This is a genomic window from Peptoniphilus koenoeneniae, assembly GCF_030812875.1.
Taxonomy (GTDB): Bacteria; Bacillota; Clostridia; order Tissierellales; family Peptoniphilaceae; genus Peptoniphilus_B; species Peptoniphilus_B koenoeneniae.
Window position 1 is genome coordinate 52,014 of sequence record NZ_JAUSTN010000003.1, and the last position, 16,749, is coordinate 68,762.

The 16,749-nt window shown below is 29.2% G+C and carries 16 protein-coding genes, 2 tRNA genes and 1 other RNA gene; 18 read left to right on the forward strand and 1 reads right to left on the reverse strand.

All coding sequences use genetic code 11. The features are described 5' to 3' along the window. Position 1 precedes the first annotated feature (1 nt). The 8 genes from J2S72_RS03140 (at position 2) to ssrA (ending at position 3,937) form a co-directional block, all read left to right on the forward strand. Positions 2-841, forward strand: a complete 840-nt coding sequence (locus J2S72_RS03140) for an ABC transporter ATP-binding protein (protein WP_023055424.1) — start codon at positions 2-4, stop codon at positions 839-841. A 1-nt stretch (position 842) separates the two neighbouring features. Then, the gene (locus tag J2S72_RS03145; protein WP_023055371.1) at positions 843-1,439 is read left to right on the forward strand and encodes an ABC-2 transporter permease; all 597 of its coding nucleotides are present in this window, start codon (positions 843-845) and stop codon (positions 1,437-1,439) included. Next, the gene (locus J2S72_RS03150; RefSeq protein ID WP_023055442.1) at positions 1,436-2,089 is read left to right on the forward strand and encodes an ABC-2 transporter permease; all 654 of its coding nucleotides are present in this window, start codon (positions 1,436-1,438) and stop codon (positions 2,087-2,089) included. The genes J2S72_RS03145 and J2S72_RS03150 overlap by 4 nt, the downstream gene beginning before the upstream one ends. A 54-nt stretch (positions 2,090-2,143) precedes the next feature. Further along, a tRNA-Pro gene (locus tag J2S72_RS03155) sits at positions 2,144-2,220 on the forward strand. A gap of 18 nt (positions 2,221-2,238) precedes the next feature. Continuing rightward, positions 2,239-2,315: transfer RNA gene (locus J2S72_RS03160), tRNA-Pro, on the forward strand. 59 nt (positions 2,316-2,374) lie between these two features. Then, the gene (locus tag J2S72_RS03165) at positions 2,375-2,998 is read left to right on the forward strand and encodes an HAD family hydrolase (RefSeq protein WP_255349230.1); all 624 of its coding nucleotides are present in this window, start codon (positions 2,375-2,377) and stop codon (positions 2,996-2,998) included. Then, positions 2,995-3,594 carry a VanZ family protein gene (locus J2S72_RS03170; protein WP_036739341.1) on the forward strand — a complete coding sequence of 200 codons (600 nt, stop codon included), beginning with the start codon at positions 2,995-2,997 and terminating at the stop codon, positions 3,592-3,594. The genes J2S72_RS03165 and J2S72_RS03170 overlap by 4 nt, the downstream gene beginning before the upstream one ends. Then, positions 3,594-3,937, forward strand: a transfer-messenger RNA (tmRNA) gene (ssrA, locus tag J2S72_RS03175). The genes J2S72_RS03170 and ssrA overlap by 1 nt, the downstream gene beginning before the upstream one ends. 89 nt (positions 3,938-4,026) lie before the next feature. On the opposite strand, the gene J2S72_RS03180 is transcribed toward ssrA, so the two are convergent. Next, a complete protein-coding gene (locus J2S72_RS03180) occupies positions 4,027-5,451 on the reverse strand; it encodes an aspartate ammonia-lyase (RefSeq protein WP_023055338.1) in 1,425 nt (474 codons plus the stop codon). Between the two features lie 145 nt (positions 5,452-5,596). Here J2S72_RS03180 and J2S72_RS03185 point away from each other — a divergent pair, with 145 nt between their 5' ends. From J2S72_RS03185 to pstA, 10 genes are all read left to right on the forward strand, one after another. Beyond that, positions 5,597-6,865 (forward strand): glycosyltransferase, encoded by a 1,269-nt coding sequence (locus tag J2S72_RS03185; protein ID WP_307494968.1) that lies wholly within the window; start codon positions 5,597-5,599, stop codon positions 6,863-6,865. Between the two features lie 206 nt (positions 6,866-7,071). After that, on the forward strand, positions 7,072-8,298 hold the full coding sequence (tyrS, locus tag J2S72_RS03190) for a tyrosine--tRNA ligase (RefSeq protein ID WP_023055398.1): 1,227 nt from the start codon (positions 7,072-7,074) through the stop codon (positions 8,296-8,298). A 9-nt stretch (positions 8,299-8,307) separates the two neighbouring features. Beyond that, entirely contained in the window at positions 8,308-9,567 is a 1,260-nt protein-coding gene (locus J2S72_RS03195) for a dihydroorotase (protein WP_307494969.1), read from the forward strand. Next, positions 9,548-10,219, forward strand: a complete 672-nt coding sequence (locus J2S72_RS03200; RefSeq protein WP_023055317.1) for a response regulator transcription factor — start codon at positions 9,548-9,550, stop codon at positions 10,217-10,219. Before J2S72_RS03195 ends, J2S72_RS03200 begins: the two co-directional genes overlap by 20 nt. Beyond that, on the forward strand, positions 10,216-11,160 hold the full coding sequence (locus tag J2S72_RS03205) for a sensor histidine kinase (protein ID WP_307494970.1): 945 nt from the start codon (positions 10,216-10,218) through the stop codon (positions 11,158-11,160). The genes J2S72_RS03200 and J2S72_RS03205 overlap by 4 nt, the downstream gene beginning before the upstream one ends. Positions 11,161-11,222: 62 nt before the next feature. After that, a complete protein-coding gene (locus J2S72_RS03210; protein WP_442417712.1) occupies positions 11,223-11,978 on the forward strand; it encodes an ABC transporter ATP-binding protein in 756 nt (251 codons plus the stop codon). Continuing rightward, a complete protein-coding gene (locus J2S72_RS03215; RefSeq protein WP_307494971.1) occupies positions 11,968-13,632 on the forward strand; it encodes an FtsX-like permease family protein in 1,665 nt (554 codons plus the stop codon). The genes J2S72_RS03210 and J2S72_RS03215 overlap by 11 nt, the downstream gene beginning before the upstream one ends. 223 nt (positions 13,633-13,855) lie before the next feature. Beyond that, a complete protein-coding gene (locus J2S72_RS03220; protein ID WP_023055406.1) occupies positions 13,856-14,797 on the forward strand; it encodes a phosphate ABC transporter substrate-binding protein in 942 nt (313 codons plus the stop codon). A 54-nt stretch (positions 14,798-14,851) separates the two neighbouring features. Further along, the gene (gene pstC, locus J2S72_RS03225) at positions 14,852-15,835 is read left to right on the forward strand and encodes a phosphate ABC transporter permease subunit PstC (RefSeq protein WP_023055357.1); all 984 of its coding nucleotides are present in this window, start codon (positions 14,852-14,854) and stop codon (positions 15,833-15,835) included. Then, positions 15,828-16,709 (forward strand): phosphate ABC transporter permease PstA, encoded by an 882-nt coding sequence (gene pstA / locus J2S72_RS03230; RefSeq protein WP_023055421.1) that lies wholly within the window; start codon positions 15,828-15,830, stop codon positions 16,707-16,709. The genes pstC and pstA overlap by 8 nt, the downstream gene beginning before the upstream one ends. Positions 16,710-16,749 lie beyond the last annotated feature (40 nt).

Genomic DNA, 16,749 nt, shown 5'->3' on the forward strand with positions numbered 1-16,749 from the left:
AATGAATGCAATAGAAGTAAAAAATTTAGAAAAATCCTATGGTGATTTTACTTTATCAGTGGAAAATTTTCTTTTGCCCAGGGGAACTATTATGGGCCTTATAGGAGAAAATGGAGCTGGTAAAACAACTTTTATAAAATGTATTTTAAAAATGTTAAATTATAAGGGTCAAATCACAGTTTTAGGAAAAAGTTTAGATAAAAATGTAAAAGAAAAGATGGCGGTTATCCTTGATGACTCCTATTTTCCCGATCAAATGACTCCCAATGAAATTGGAAAAGTTTTAAATAAAATCTATAAAAATTATGACCTTAATTATTACTATGAACTTTTAGAAAAATTTAAAATTCCAAAAAATAAAAAATTACGTGAATTTTCAAAGGGAATGTTTGTAAAAACAAAAATTGCATCAAGTCTTTCCTCAAGGCCTGAGCTTTTAATTTTAGATGAACCTACAACGGGACTTGATCCTGTTATTCGCTCTGAAATTTTGGATATTTTTTATAACTTTATTGAAGATGAAAGACATTCAATTTTAATTTCAAGCCACATAACAAGTGACCTTGAAAAAATTGCAGACTATATTACCCTTATTGATAATGGAAAAATAGTATTTAAATCCTCAATAATAGACTTAAAAGATAACTATGGTCTTGCCATAATAAAGCCTGATGAATTTGACAAAATAGACAAAAAATACCTGCTTAAATATATTAAAAATAAATATAACTACAAGGCCTTAATAAAAAATAAGGTGGAGTTTAAAAATTCCTACCCCAATACAGACGTTGAAAGTTTAAATATAGAAGAATTAATGGTCTTCTTTATAAAGGGTGAATAAAATGAAAGCCTATCTCTTAAAAGATTTTTATATTTTTAAAAATTCTTTAAAAGCCTCAATTATGGCAATCCTTATAGGTTGTTTAATAATTTATGTATCCTTAAACCAAATGCCAAATGTTTTTTCCTTGGGGCTTAACTTTTTATTTATCTTTATTGTAATGCAATGTTTAAATAACTGGGAAATTGATAGAAATTCAAACTTTAAAAATTTGGTTAAAACCTTTCCAGCCCAGTATAAAGCCTATGTAGATGGAAAATTTATTTTTACTTTTATTTTAATACTTATATCAGCCATAAGCATATTTGTTTTATTTTTAATATTTAAATTTGAAAACTTTGATTTGTTAATTGTAAATATTTGTTTAGAGATGGTTTTTTTAAGTTTAATAAATACTTTTCAAATCCTCGATCTAAATCAAAATGTGATTGTAATATTTCCCATGATTTATTTGGCTCTTATATTTTTCCCCTATATTTTGAAAAAATTATCAAATTTTTCCATATACTTAGATCCCTTTAAATTATGCTTAATATTTTTAATTTCATGTTTAATCAGTTTATTACTAATGTTTTTTGCAAGGAGAATAAAAAAATGACAGGATTATTTTTAAAAGATATATATTTAAGTAACAAAAAAATCAATTTATTTTTGCTATTTCCACTAATCTTTATTTTGTCTTTAGGCATAACCTATGTAAGCGGTGATTTTATACCTGCCTTTATTGCTTTTATTATCGTTTGTGCCTTTGTAGTAAATATGGCAAGTGAAGCTGAGGTAAAAGATAAGACCCTATCTTATGTAAAGACTTTACCTGTAAGCAGTATAAACATAGTCTTTTCAAAATTTTTAGTAAGTGCCTTTTTATTTATAATTTTAAGTTTATTAAATTTTTTAGCAGTATTAATCTGCAAAAAAATAGGAAGAATTGATGAAAATACAATTTCATTTTTACTTATAATTAACGGCTTTATTTTTTTAATACTTATGCTCTACTCCATTTTAAGAATTACCCTTGATTATAATAAAAGTAAATTTCTTTTGATTTTTTTATCTTTTTTCCCAAATTTATTTTTAAAAGCTACAGACAAATTATTTCCTCATGCCTTAAAAAATATTAAAATGTTTTTTATTAATAAATCTATGATTTTTAACATAAGTATCGGGATTTTTACAACATTTATAATACTTTCTCTTGCCATTTTATATGAAAGTAAAAAAGTAAGTCTTAACAAATTTTTACACTAATTAAAAAAATACTTGATTAAATTTATTTAAAAAGCTATAATATACAAGTGACGTCGGGGTGTAGCGCAGTTTGGTAGCGCACATGGTTTGGGACCATGGGGTCGAAGGTTCGAATCCTTTCACCCCGACCACTTTTATATGCTTTATTGCGGGGTGTAGCGCAGCTTGGTAGCGCGCATGGTTCGGGACCATGAGGCCGGAGGTTCAAATCCTCTCACTCCGACCACCAAACTTGCACAGTCAAGTTTTTTTTTGTATGTGAGGTGATTTTTTATTAAAGCTGTAATTTTTGATTTAGACGGCACTCTTGCAGATTCTATGAAAATGTGGAGAGCCTTGGGTTATGATTATTTAAAAAGTAATAATATAATTTTACAAGAAAAAGATGCTCAAGAAATGACTACTATGAGTTTAAAAATGAGCAGCACTTTTATTAAAGAAAGATTCAAATTAGAAAAAAGTTCTGAGACTATTTATGATGAGATGAAAGATATAGCAAGAAATTTTTATAAAAATGATTGCCTTTTAAAAATTGGTGCAAGAGAGATCCTTCAAGATTTTAAAAACATGAATTATAAAATGCTTTTAGGTACTGGAACTCCTCATGAATTTCTTGAACCCTTTTTAGAAAGAGAAGATTTATATAAATATTTTTCAGATATAATTACCTGTGATGGAATTGGAATTAAAAAAGACAATCCCAACTTTTTTCTTTTTTGTTCAGAAAAGCTTAATTCCAATCCAAAAGATGTTACTTTAATAGATGATGCCTTTTTTGCTCTTAAAGCTGCTAAGACTTTGGGCATGAAAACAATAGGTGTGTATGATGAAGTCAATAAAAATGTCCTTGATATTTTAAAAAGTGTAAGCGATCAATTTGTTTACAATTTAAGTGATATAAAACTATGAAACTTATTTTATTTTTTGCCATAAGAGGTGTCATTGCCTTTGTAATAGGCTTTTTACTTGCCAGTATCATGAGGACTTATTTCTTTAATGATTTGAAAAAAAAATCTTCAAAAAAAAGAGAAATTTTAATTTCCTGTCTCGTTGGATATATCCTTATGCTTTGTATTTTTATGTTTATGCCCAACTATTTAATAAGTAGGGGCGGAATAGATTTAAGTGCACAAAATTTTGATTTTGTTGGAAATTTTAAGGATAGGGCAGGCTCAGGTTATTGGGGAGTAAATATTTTTCCCTTTAGAACTATAAGATCCTATTTAAAATATTCAGGGTTTTTCCATTCTTTTTTAAACATTGTGGGAAATATTTTAATATTTGTTCCCTTTGGATTTTTTATTTCCACCCTATACAAAAGATTTCAAAACTTTTTAAAAGCCACTAGTGTTTTTGTTTTAATAAGTCTTTTTATAGAATTCATACAATTTTTTGTTGGACGCAGTGTTGACATAGATGATATGATATTAAACACCCTTGGAGGAATAATTGGGTATATAATATATAGATTAAATGAAAAAAATTTAAAAAAATTATCTCGTTAGGGGGCGAAATTGGCTTCGACAGGGATAGTGAACTTTTAGTAGCGAGCAGTTGTGAGGAACAACTTTAAAAGTCTCAAAACAAATAAACGACAATAATAATAGTTTAGCTTACGCAGCTTAATAGCGTCATCTGAACCTTGAGGCCCACGTCAAGGGGAAGGTGTCAAAACCTGTGGGAAACAAAGCTTGGCAAGACTTCATAGCCAAGGGGGTAATTATGAGGTTATAGTTTAAATTGTTTGTCTTTAGAAAATTTAAACAGAATATTAAATAAAGACTGCGCTCGGAGAAATTATTAGGAATCTATTTTTGGACGCGGGTTCAACTCCCGCCGCTTCCACCATACATAAAATGCTTATTTTTTGATTTTTAATAAAAAAAGGTTGGTTAGAATTTTATTTCTAATCAACCTTTTTTAATGCTCCTATTATTTTATTTTTGATTTTTTTGTTTTATTAAATATTCTGCAGCTATTCCCGGTCTTGTCATTGCAGAAGGATCCAAAATTTCATTTATTTCTTCTTCTGTTAAAAGTTTATCCCTAAGTATTAAAGTTCTTAAAGGCACTCCTGTCTTAAGTGATTCTTTAGCTATATCGGCACTTTTTTGATATCCAATGTGAGGAACAAAAGCAGTAACTGTTCCAACACTTGTTTCAATATCATGTTTAAGTTGAGCTTCATTTGGAAGTATTCCTACTATACAATTATCTACAAGAGTTGCAACTGCATGAGTCATATATTCTATAGATTCATAAAGAGAATAGAAAAGTACAGGTTCAAATGCATTAAGCTCAAGTTGTCCACCTTCTGCACACATGGAAATTGTTAAATCATTTCCTATAACTTTAAAGGCAACTTGATTTACTACTTCTGGAATTACAGGATTTACTTTTCCTGGCATAATTGATGATCCATTTTGCTTTGCAGGTAAAATTATATCTGCAATCATAGTCTTAGGACCTGAACCCATAAGTCTTAAGTCGTTACAAATTTTTGATAAATTTACAGCACAAGTTTTAAAGGCTGAAGATACTTCAACTAAACCATCAAGGTTGTTTGTGCCATCTATTAAATCTTCTGCTTGAACAAGATCATAACCTGTTAATTTTGAAATTTCAGGAACTATCATATCAAAATAATTCTTATCTACATTTATTCCTGTTCCTATGGCAGTTCCGCCCATATTTAAAACTTTTATGGCTTTTGATGCATTTCTTATTCTTCTGCAATCCCTACTTATTACAGATGCATAAGCCTTAAATTCTTGACCTAGGGTCATGGGAACAGCATCTTGTAATTGTGTTCTTCCCATTTTTAAAATGCTTTGAAATTCTTCAGCCTTATCTTCAAGGGCTTCAAAAAGTCTGTCAAGTTCTTTTAAACTTTCTTCGATTAAATCCAAAGCTCCAAGTTTTCCTGCAGAAGGATAAACATCATTTGTAGATTGACCCATATTTACATGGTCGTTAGGATGGACAAATTCATATGTACCTCTTTTTCCGCCCATATATTCATTTGCTATATTTGCAATAACTTCATTTGCATTCATATTTGCAGATGTTCCTGCTCCCCCTTGTATGGGATCTGTTAAAAATTCTTTTAAATATTTTCCTGAAAGTATTTCATCACAAGCAAACTTTATAGCATCAGCTTTTTCTTTTGGTAAGATGCCAACTTTTTCATTAGTTATGGCGCAAGCTTTTTTTATTATTGCCAAATTTTTTACCATCTTAGGATGAAGATGTCTTCCTGTAATTGAAAAGTTTTCAAAAGCTCTTAAGGATTGTACACCGTAATAAGCTTCTGAGGGTACTTGTTTTTCTCCAACTGAATCTCTTTCAATTCTATATTTCATAATATTCACCTCTTTTTTATTATACATCAATTTTTAAAATCTTTATTAAAAGCTTTAGAAATTATGATTGTTAAGAAATTATTAAAGTTTGTCTCTTTAAGTTTACTAATATTTTTTATGTATTAAAATGAAGGTGGAGGTAAAAATGAAAATTTTAATTACTACAGATTTATATTCTCCAACTATAAATGGAGTTGTAACTTCTGTTTTAAACCTTAAAGAAGAACTTGAAAAGATGGGAAATGAAGTGAGAGTTTTAACTCTTTCAAATAAACCCTATTCCTATTATAAAAATGGGGTTTATTATATAAAAAGTTTTCCCCTAAAAATATATCCTGGCGTAAGAGCAACTGTTTCTTTTAGAGATCCGGTTATAAAATCTGCAATAAATTTTAAGCCTGATCTTATTCATACTCAATGTGAATTTTCAACTCTTATAATTGCAAAAATAATTGCAAAAAAAATTCGCTGTCCTATTGTTCACACTTATCACACCATGTATGAATACTATGTAAAATATCTTACTAAATATGACAGACCTTTAAAAAAAGCTTTAAAATCAATTATGCACAGACTCTTAGAAAAATGCGATGTTTTAATTGCCCCTACTGATAAAGTTAAAAATTCTTTAAGATCTTACGGTCTTAAAAATAAAATAGCCGTCATCCCCACAGGTATAGATTTGTCTGTTCATAAAAAATCTTTTGATGAGGATGATATAAAAAATCTTAAAAAAAGTTTGGGAATTGACCTTCATAAAAAAGTTTTATTATTTTTAGGTAGAATTGCCCAGGAAAAAAATCTTCTTGAAATTGTTTATAATTTTAAATATTTAATAAAAGAAGATGACTCCTATATCCTTTTAATTGCAGGAGATGGTCCCTACAAAAAAGAACTAGAAAATATAGTTTCCGAATTTAATTTAGAAAATAGAGTATTTTTTACAGGCATGATAAAACCAAGTGATACTTATAAATATTATAGGCTTTCGGATGTTTTTATTTCAGCATCAAATTCCGAAACTCAAGGTCTTACTTATATTGAAGCTATGGTTAATGGTCTTCCTGAAGTTGTTAAATATGATGATTGTCTTAAGGGACTTCTTGAAGAAGGAAAAAACGGATTTTATTTTTCCAATGCGGAAGAATTTAAAAAGGGCATAAAAAAAATTTTTGCAAATAGGGAAACTTATATGAATATGAAAAAAAATGCTTTAACAAGTGGCAATAAATATTCAAAGGAAGAGTTTGCAAAATCTGTTTTTGAAGTTTATAAGTCTGCTATAAAAAATTATAAATTTCCTAAAAAATATTCAACCACTATGCTTAGAAAAATAAAAATCGGCGGTAAAAGACAATTTAGAAAATTAAAAAAAATTCCCCTCCCCCTTTTAGAAAAGTTGAAGCTTGATTAGATTGACAAAGTTTTAAAAGTAATCTATAGTTAATAATTAACAGATATAAAAATTAATAGAAGTCCATGAAGATGTCCAGTAGAGAAATCGAATTACACCATCTGAGACTTCAAGAGCTGTACTTATACAGAATAAAGCCCAAGTGAATGGTGGTACCACGAATGCGTCCATTTCGCCAGGGCTTTTTTTATTATTTTGGAGGTAATATGAAAAACGTAATTGATATTTTGGAAGAAAGAGGTTTTATAGACCAAATAACTTATGAAGATGAACTTAGAGAACTTTTAGAAAAGGAAAAAATTCCTTTTTATATAGGTTTTGATGCAACTGCCGATTCTTTAACTTTAGGACACTTTTTACAAATAAGAGTTATGCAACATATGCAAAGGGCTGGCCATATTCCTATAGCTCTTTTAGGTGGAGGTACTACTTTTATAGGAGACCCCTCCGGCAAAAATGATATGAGAAAGTTAATGTCAAAGGATTTTATTGAACACAATGTATCTTGTTTTAAAAATCAAATTTCTAAATTTTTAAATTTTTCAGATGGCAAGGGTCATTTTGAAAACAACGGCGATTGGCTTTTAAATTTAAACTTTTTACAATTTATGAGAGAAATCGGAGTTCATTTTAGTGTAAACAGGATGCTTACCTTTGATTGCTATAAGAACAGAATGGAAAAGGGACTTACTTTTTTTGAGTTCGGCTATATGCTTATGCAATCCTATGACTATTTAGTTCTTTATAGAAAATACGGCTGCAAACTTGAGCTTGGAGGATCAGATCAATGGTCTAATATGCTTGGTGGTTATGAACTTGTAAGAAAAATTGAAAAAGATAATGTTTACTGCATGACTTTTAAACTTCTTACAACTGCTTCTGGACAAAAAATGGGAAAAAGTGAAAAAGGTGCTATTTGGCTTGATGAAAATAAAACTTCTGCCTACGAACTTTTCCAATATTTAAGAAATTGTGATGATAGAGATGTTATAAAATTTATGAAATTATTGACTATGCTTTCTATGGAAGAAATTGCAGAGTATGAAAAACTTGAAGGAGCTGACTTAAATAAGGCTAAAGAAGTCCTTGCTTATGAAATAGTTAAAGATATTCATGGAGAGAAAAAAGCAAAAGAAGCTCTTGATGCATCTCATGCTCTTTTTAAAGACGGTCTGGATTCCGATGATATCCCTTCAAGTGAAATGAATAAAAAAGATTTTGAAGAAGGCTACCCTTTAGTTGACCTTATGAAAAATTTAAACCTTGTTAAATCTAATAGTGAAGCCAGAAGATTAATTGAACAAGGTGGAGTTTCCATTGAGGGAGAAAAGGTTGAAGATAGGGATAAGGTTGTTACTTTAGAAGATTTTGTAGAAGATAAAATTTTAATTAAAAAGGGTAAAAAAGTTTACCATAAGGTAACTTTAAAATAGGTTTTAAAAATGATATTAAAAAATGTTCGCCTAATTGATCCGGCAAATAATTTAGATGAAATAAGGGATATTACAATTGAAAATGGCAAAATTAAAAGTCTTTCAAAAACAAATGAAGATGGAATTGATTTAAAGGGTTTAATTGCCTGCCCTGGTTTTGTAGATGTTCATGTGCATTTTAGGGACCCGGGCTTTACCTATAAGGAAGACTTGTTTACAGGAACACAAGCAGGTATAAGAGGAGGCTATACATCTCTTATTTGTATGGCAAATACAAATCCTAAAATGGATAGTCCAAATTTAATTAGAGATTTTTATAAAAAAGCTAAAGAACTTCCCATAGATGTTTTTACAGTTTCTGCCCTTACTAAAAATTTTGACGGAGAAAATCTTGTAGATATGGAAGGTAATTTAGCTGCTGGTGCTTTAGGTTTTACTGATGACGGAATCCCCAATACTAATTCCAATTTAGTTTTAATGGCACTGAAAAAAGCTAAAAATTTAAATGTTCCTGTAAGTTTTCACGAAGAAGATCCAAAATTAATAAAAGAAAATGGTATTAATCATGGAAAAATTTCTGAAAGTCTTGGCCTTTATGGTTCACCTGATATCTCTGAAAGTCTTCTAGTTCTTCGTGATGGTTTTCTATCCTTAAAAACGGGAGCAAAGGTTGAAATTCAACATATTTCTGCAGGGGATTCTGTAGAAATCGTAAGAGAATTTAAAAAACGTGGAGCAAATTTATATGCAGAAGTTACTCCCCACCACTTTTCTCTTACAGAAGATGCTCTTTTAAAATACAAAACTTTGGCAAAGATGAATCCTCCCCTTAGAAGTGAAAAAGATAGGCTTAAAATAATTGAGGGTATGAAAGATGGAACCATAGAAATAATTGCAACGGACCATGCTCCCCATTCAAAGGAAGAAAAAGAAAGGGAACTTACAAAAGCTCCCAGTGGTATTTTAGGACTGGAAACAGCTCTTTCTTTAGGCATAGAAAATCTTGTTGATAAGGGTCATTTAACTTTAAATAAATTAATAGAAATGATGACTATAAATCCTGCCCGCCTCTATAATTTAGATGCAGGTCATCTTTCTTTAGGAAGTCGTGGAAATATTACAATCTTTGATCCTAATGAAAAATGGGTCTACAAAAAATCTTATTCAAAATCTGAAAATTCACCTTTCCTATGTCAAACCCTAAAGGGAAAAGTAAAAATGACAATTTTTGAAGGAAAAGTGATTTTTGATGATTCAAGAGAAAAATAAAATTGTTTTAGTTGAAGATGACAAGATTATTGCAAGAGAACTTAAAAATAAAATTGAGGATTACGGATATAGGGTAAAACTTATAGAAAATTTTGAAAATACCCTTGAGGAGATTAAAGATTTTTCTCCTCAACTTTTAATCCTGGATATAAATCTTCCCTACACTAATGGTTTTACCCTTTGTAAGGAAGTAAGGTCATTTTCAAAAATTCCCATACTTTTTATAAGCTCAAGAGAGGATACTTTTTCCTTTATAAATGCCATAAGTTACGGTGGAGATGATCTTTTAGTAAAACCCTTTGAAAGCCAAGTTTTAATTATGAAAATTCAAGCTCTTTTAAGAAGAAGCTATGACTACACAAAAGAGAAAAAAACTTTTAAAGATTATACTTTAAGTGAAAATATGACTTTAAAATATAAAGACTCGGAAATTGAACTTAGCAAAAATGAATATAAAATACTTTCAATTTTATTTTCCAACCCAAATAGGGTTGTTACTAGAAGAGAAATTATTGAAGACCTCTGGGATTCTCAAGAATTTATTGACGATAACACTTTAACTGTAAATATTAATAGGCTTAGAAAAAAATTAAAGGCTAATGGAATTAATGACTTTATTGAAACTAAAGTTGGTTTAGGTTATAAAATATGATTTTTTTTAAATTAAATAAATCCCACTTTTTATTTTTTATTTTAAATGCTTTTCTTCTCTACATTTTCTTCGTTGCTTTTAAATATAACTTGTGGGACCTATTTTACATCTTACTTGTTGAATTTATATTTTTACTTATTTTTTCTATTTTTAAGTATAAAAAATATAAAAATTATTTAGAGAAAATTAAAAAATATAATGATAGTCTTATAAGTTTTGAAGATTTTTACCAAAGTCCCAGTGATTTATACGTCTATGATTATTTAAAAAGGATTTATAGGCAAGTTGCAGAAACTAAAAGAGAAAATGAAGTTTTTAAGAAAAATTTTAAGGACTATATTAATTTGTGGACTCATGAAATTAAAACGCCCATCTTTGCCCTTAAACTTTTAAATGAAAATAATTTTGAAAGTAAAAAAGAAATTGATAAGCTGGAAAATTTAGTTGACCAGGTCTTAACTTATGCAAGACTTGAGAAAAGTGATTTTGATTATAAATTTAACTTTTTAAATCTTAAAGATCTTGTCCTCCAAGTAATAAAGGCTAAGAAAAATCTTTTTATAGAAAAAAATCTTTCTCTTGAAATTAATATTCCTGAATCCTTAGAAGTTTTAAGTGATTTTAGATTTTTAAAGTTTGTCCTTGAACAGATTATTTTAAATTCCATTAAATATACTAATCTTGGTGGAATAAAAATTACTTTTAATGAAAATTTTATTGAAATAAAAGATACAGGAATTGGAATAAAAAAGCAGGATCTAGATAGAATTACAGATTTTGGTTACAGGGGAGAAAATAATCCCCTTGCCTCTTCTACAGGTCTTGGTTTATATTTAGTTAAAAATATTTTAGACAATTTAGGACATAAGTTTAAGATTCTTTCCAATGAAGATGGAACAAATTTTATAATTTATTTTGAAACTTACAAAAATGTAAGATAAATGTAAGTTTAAATTAGGGAGTTTTCTCCCTTTTTTTATTACAATAATTATAGGTGATAAAAATGCTTAAACTTATTAATGTTAAAAAAACTTATACTTCTCTTTTAAGCTCCAACAATGTTGAGGCTTTAAGGGGTGTAAATTTTACTATGAATGATGGGGAATTTATTTCCATTATGGGAGAGTCCGGCAGCGGAAAATCAACTCTTTTAAATATTATTTCAACTATTGACGATCAAAATGAGGGACAGGTAATTTTAAATGACTTAAATCTTGAAACTTTATCTAAAAGTCAAAAAGCTATTTTTAGAAGAGAAAATTTAGGTTTTGTTTTTCAAAACTTTAATCTCCTTGATACTATGACTGTTAGGGAAAATATTGCCCTGCCCCTTGTTTTATCTCAAGAAAAGAAGGAAGAAATTGACAGAAAAGTTTTAAATGCTGCAGGTTCTTTAAATATAATAGATCTTTTAGACAAGTATCCCTTTGAACTTTCTGGTGGACAAAATCAAAGAGTTGCTGCTGCAAGAGCTATTGTAAATGAACCGGATCTTCTTCTTTGTGATGAACCAACAGGTCAACTTGATTCAAAAAATTCTTTGGAATTTCTTGAACTTTTAAAAAAACTAAATAGATTTATATCAATTATTATGGTTACCCACTCAGCCTTTGCAGCTTCAAAATCAAATCGTGTTTTATTTATTAAAGACGGAATAATTATCCATGATATTTATAAGGGTGATTTAAGTGAAGAGGAATTTTACAAGAGAATTGTAAGATCTCAATCCATGATATTAGGTGGACAAAATGATTTTTAAAACTTATTTCAATCTTTCAAAAAATATATTAAAGAGAAATAAAAATCTCTATATTCCCTATATTCTTACAGGAATTTTTATTGTAGTGATTGCATTTTTTATGGATTATTTTGCAAGCTCATCTTTTATTACTAAGCTTAGGGGTGGAAGGACCATATCCTCTACTTTCACTTTTGGTTTTTTTACTATTTGTATTTTTTCTTTAATTTTTTTATCTTACACAAATAATTTTATTATTAAAAATAGATTTAAAGAACTGGGAGTCTTTTCGATTTTAGGCTTTATGCCCAAGGATTTAATTTTTATAGAGCTTATTTTAACCCTTATAAACTATTTTATAATTGTTTTTTTAGGTATAATTTTTGGGACTTTGCTTTCAAAATTATTTTTTATGTTTGTAAATACAAGCCTTGATATGGGAGGAACCTATTCTTTTGAACTTACTCCCCTTCTTTTAACGGCTTTTGCCTTTTCCTTAATATTTTTAATAATTTTACTTTTAAATTTATTTAAAATTATAAGATTTAATCCTAAAAAAATTATTGAGCAAAAATCCATAGGTGAACTTACTGCAAAAAATTCAAAATTTTTAACTTTCTTAGGAATATTTTTAATGCTGGGAGGATATATAATTGCAAATTTAAATTTAAATCCTCTGGATTCCTTACCTTACTTTTTTCTTGCTGTTATTATGGTAATTTTCGGAACCTTTCTTCTTTTTTCTCAGGGTCTTATATTTTTCTTTAAAAACTTAAAGAAAAGGGAAGATTTTTTCTATAAAAAGAAAAATTTTATCTATATTTCTCAAATGATTTACAGAATAAAATCAAATTCCAAGGGTCTTGCTTCCATTTGCATTTTACTTACCATGGCAATTATTACCATTGCTTTTTCTTTAGGCCTTTTGAATTTTAAAAATCAAGTTATGAATAGGATTGACAAGGATGTAACTTTTACCTTTGTTCCAAATAAAAATTTCAATAAAGAAAAAACTATAAAAGATCTTAAAAATTTCCTTAAAGAAAATAATATAGAAATTCTCCAGGAAAAAATTTCTATAAAAAAAGTTAATTATTCTAAAGATGGTAAAAAAGAAATTGATGGAATTTTTTATGAATTTAATTTAAAAAATAAGGAAGATTATAAAATTTTAAGAAATTTATCCAGTGACTTTTCAAAAAATATTTTAAAGGGTGTTGAATTATTTTCTTATTCTTCAAAATATGAAATGAACAGGGCGTTTTTCTACCAAAGCGGTGGCCTTTTATATATAGGTTTTTTATTATCCATAATTTTCTTTGCTGCAAGCATTATGGTTATGTATTACAAGCAAGTTTCTGAAGGTCTTGAGGATAAGAAAAATTATGACATTTTAAGAAAAGTGGGCATGACTAAGGAAGAAATTAAATCCGGTATCAATTCTCAGGTTAAAAGCATCTTTATGCTTCCTTTAATAGTTGCCATTTGTCATTCCTTTGGTTCTCTTAAAATTGTTAATGGAATTTTTAATACAATTTTTGATTATTCCCATTTAGAAAGCGGTATTTACCTAAAAAGTCTTTTAATAATTTTATTTTTATCCATCCTCGTTTATATTTTCTCTTATAGATTAACTTCAAATGTTTACTACAAAAATATTAGAGAAAAAATTTAATAATAATAAATTTTTATTTTTTACTTTAATATTTTAATTAAAAATCCTATACTTAAAACTCTCTTTTGCTTATAAAAAGAGAGTTTTTTTTAATTTTTTTTGCATTTCACAATAAATTCACCAATTGTAAAGAAAATTTACATTGAAACTAAATTTATATTACATTTATTTGACAATTGTTTTTTATAATCTACTTACATCAAATAAGAAAGGTGATAAAAAAATGAAATTAAAAAAATTAGCTGCAATTACTTTGTCTTTGTTAATGATAGGCTCAATTGCCACAGGTTGTGGTAAAAAAGAAAATAAACCTGCAAATACAAATTCAAAGCCAGCCAACACAGAACAAAAAAATGACAAAAAAGATAGCGAAAAGAAAACCTCTGATATCTCAGGTTCTTTAACTGCTTCAGGTTCATCAGCTCTTCTTCCTTTATGCCAAGATGCTGCTGACAAATTTAAAGAATCTTATCCTAACATTTCAGTTACTTTAAATGCCGGCGGTTCAGGTACAGGACTTAAACAAGTTGCTGATGGATCTGTAGACATTGGAAACTCAGATGTTTTTGCTGAAGAAAAACTTGATGCTGCAGTTGCTAAAGATCTTGTTGACCACAAGGTATGTACTATTACTATGGCTCCTATTGTTAACAACGACATAGCAAGTCAAGTAAAAGACTTAACTAAACAACAACTTATTGACGTCTTCACAGGAAAGATTGCAAATTGGAAAGAACTTGGAGGACCTGATGAAAAGATTCTTCTTGTAACAAGACCTGACTCTTCAGGTACAAGAGCTTTATTTACAAAATACGCTTTAGATGGAAATCAAGAAAGCTCAACAGCTTCTTATCTTGAAACTGATAACTCTGGAGAACTTCTTGAAACTGTAAAGACAAACAAGGGTGCTATAGGATATGTTGCTCTTTCATATCTTGTAAATAACAAAGATGTTGCTCCAATTTCTATTGACGGTGTTGCACCAACTCTTGAAAACACTTACTCAGGTGAATATCCAGTTTGGGGATATGAACACATGTATACAAAAGGTGAACCAAGTGAAGCTGCTAAAGCTTTCATAGACTTCATGATGAGTGATGATTATGCTCAAAACATGGAAGCTCAAGGCTACGGCGTTGCTTCAAAAATGAAAGTTGATCGTTAATTATTTTAACAAATAAAGGGCAGTTTAGGCTGCCCTTATTTTTTAGGAGATTTTATGAATAAAAAAGAAAACACAAAAACTTTGGATATTAACAAATATGAAGAAAATTTCAAAGCTAAAAAAGAATCTCTGTACTATGATAGGAAAATGAAAAATAAAAAGGAAATATCTTGGCAATTTATAATATTTCTCTCAGGAATATTTGTAATAAGTCTTACAATAGCCATAGGTGCTTTTTTAATTTATAAGGGCTCTTATACTTTTTTAGGCCTAGGCCACAGCCTTTCTGAATTTTTATTTTCTTCTGAATTTAAACCTGCTGATTCTGCTAACGCACCTAAGGGTTTAATAGGTTCTTGGGCTTTTATTTCAGGCTCTCTTTTAACTTGCGGTCTTGCCCTTTTGATTTCAACTCCCTTTAGTCTTGCTGCTGCAATTTTTATGACTGAAATAGCTCCTAAGTTTGGAAAAAAAGTATTTCAACCAGCAGTTGAAATTTTTGTAGGTATACCTTCTATTGTTTACGGCTGGACAGGTCTTACAATTCTTGTTCCCTTTATAAGAGATACTTTTAATCTTGGCTACGGAAACACTATTTTTACTGCCGCTCTTGTACTTTCAATAATGATTTTTCCATCTATTACAAGCGTCGCTTCCGATGCAATAAAAAGTGTTCCTAAATTTTATAGAGAGGGCTCTTTTGCTCTTGGAGCTACAAGATGGCAAACAATTTATAAGGTTGTAGTTCCTGCTGCTATGAGCGGAATTATAACTGGAGTTATTTTAGGCCTTGCAAGAGCTTTTGGAGAAGCCTTGGCAGTTGCAATGGTAATAGGAAAAACAAGAACAGTGCCTAAATCTCTTTTTGATTCAGGTTCAACTCTTACTTCCATTATTGCATCAAACATGGGAAATACTTTTGATGGGACTGAATATAACTCAGTTCTTTGGTCTATGGCCCTACTCCTATTTTTAATATCACTCTTATTTATATTTTTAATTCACTTAGTTGGTAAGAAAGGAAATCAATATGAATAGATACAAAAGATCAAAAGCTGTAGACAATTTTATGACAGGAGTATTTTATTTAGTTGCAGGATTTTTTCTCCTTTTACTTTTAGTATTTGCTCTTTATGTAATTATAAAAGGCTTTTCAGGTGCAAGTAAAGAAATGTTTACCTTTTCAAGAAAGGGAATAATGAATCAATTTTTTAATACTATTTATTTAGTATTCCTAGCTCTTTTATTTTCCTGTCCTATTGGAATAGGTGCTGGCATATATTTAAGTCAATATGCAAAGCCTGGCAAATTAACTTCCGCAATACAAATGAGTATAGAAACTCTTTCTTCTCTACCTTCAATTATTGTAGGTCTTTTCGGATATTTGGTATTTATACTAATGACTGGTATGAAATGGAATCTTTTTGCAGGAGCTCTTGCTTGTAGTATTTTATGTCTTCCTCTTATAACTTCAACTGTCTTTGACGCACTAAAAGCCCTGCCTGAGCATTATGCTTTAGGTTCTTATGGCCTTGGTGCAACAAAAAGACAAACCATAGTAAGAGTATTAATTCCCGCTTGTACTTCAAGAATTATGACAGGAGTAATCCTTGCTGCAGGAAGATGTTTCGGTGAAGCTGCAGCTTTATTGTATACGGCAGGAATGAGTACTGATATAAATTGGTACAATTGGAATATAACTTCTCCAACTTGTCCACTAAATCCTTTTAGACCAGGAGAAACTCTTTCTCTTCACATTTGGGCTTCTTTCTCGGAGTCAACTGCTTTAAATGCTAAAGATATTGCAAACTTATCATCAGCTATTCTTATGCTTTTGGTCCTAACTTTTAACTTAGGAGTTAGGGTAATGGCAAGCAACATAGATAAAAAAGCCTTAGGAAAAACAAAGTAATTGCAAATTTTATAAAGAAGTCGCTTATGCTGACTTCTTT

Coding starts and splice junctions, on each gene's coding strand:
- J2S72_RS03140 (WP_023055424.1), top strand. CDS start 2: ATGAATGCAATAGAAGTAAAAAATTTAGAAAAATCCTATGGTGATTTT.
- J2S72_RS03145 (WP_023055371.1), top strand. CDS start 843: ATGAAAGCCTATCTCTTAAAAGATTTTTATATTTTTAAAAATTCTTTA.
- J2S72_RS03150 (WP_023055442.1), top strand. CDS start 1,436: ATGACAGGATTATTTTTAAAAGATATATATTTAAGTAACAAAAAAATC.
- J2S72_RS03170 (WP_036739341.1), top strand. CDS start 2,995: ATGAAACTTATTTTATTTTTTGCCATAAGAGGTGTCATTGCCTTTGTA.
- J2S72_RS03180 (WP_023055338.1), bottom strand. CDS start 5,451: ATGAAATATAGAATTGAAAGAGATTCAGTTGGAGAAAAACAAGTACCC.
- J2S72_RS03185 (WP_307494968.1), top strand. CDS start 5,597: ATGAAAATTTTAATTACTACAGATTTATATTCTCCAACTATAAATGGA.
- tyrS (WP_023055398.1), top strand. CDS start 7,072: ATGAAAAACGTAATTGATATTTTGGAAGAAAGAGGTTTTATAGACCAA.
- J2S72_RS03195 (WP_307494969.1), top strand. CDS start 8,308: ATGATATTAAAAAATGTTCGCCTAATTGATCCGGCAAATAATTTAGAT.
- J2S72_RS03200 (WP_023055317.1), top strand. CDS start 9,548: ATGATTCAAGAGAAAAATAAAATTGTTTTAGTTGAAGATGACAAGATT.
- J2S72_RS03205 (WP_307494970.1), top strand. CDS start 10,216: ATGATTTTTTTTAAATTAAATAAATCCCACTTTTTATTTTTTATTTTA.
- J2S72_RS03210 (WP_442417712.1), top strand. CDS start 11,223: ATGCTTAAACTTATTAATGTTAAAAAAACTTATACTTCTCTTTTAAGC.
- J2S72_RS03215 (WP_307494971.1), top strand. CDS start 11,968: ATGATTTTTAAAACTTATTTCAATCTTTCAAAAAATATATTAAAGAGA.
- J2S72_RS03220 (WP_023055406.1), top strand. CDS start 13,856: ATGAAATTAAAAAAATTAGCTGCAATTACTTTGTCTTTGTTAATGATA.
- pstC (WP_023055357.1), top strand. CDS start 14,852: ATGAATAAAAAAGAAAACACAAAAACTTTGGATATTAACAAATATGAA.
- pstA (WP_023055421.1), top strand. CDS start 15,828: ATGAATAGATACAAAAGATCAAAAGCTGTAGACAATTTTATGACAGGA.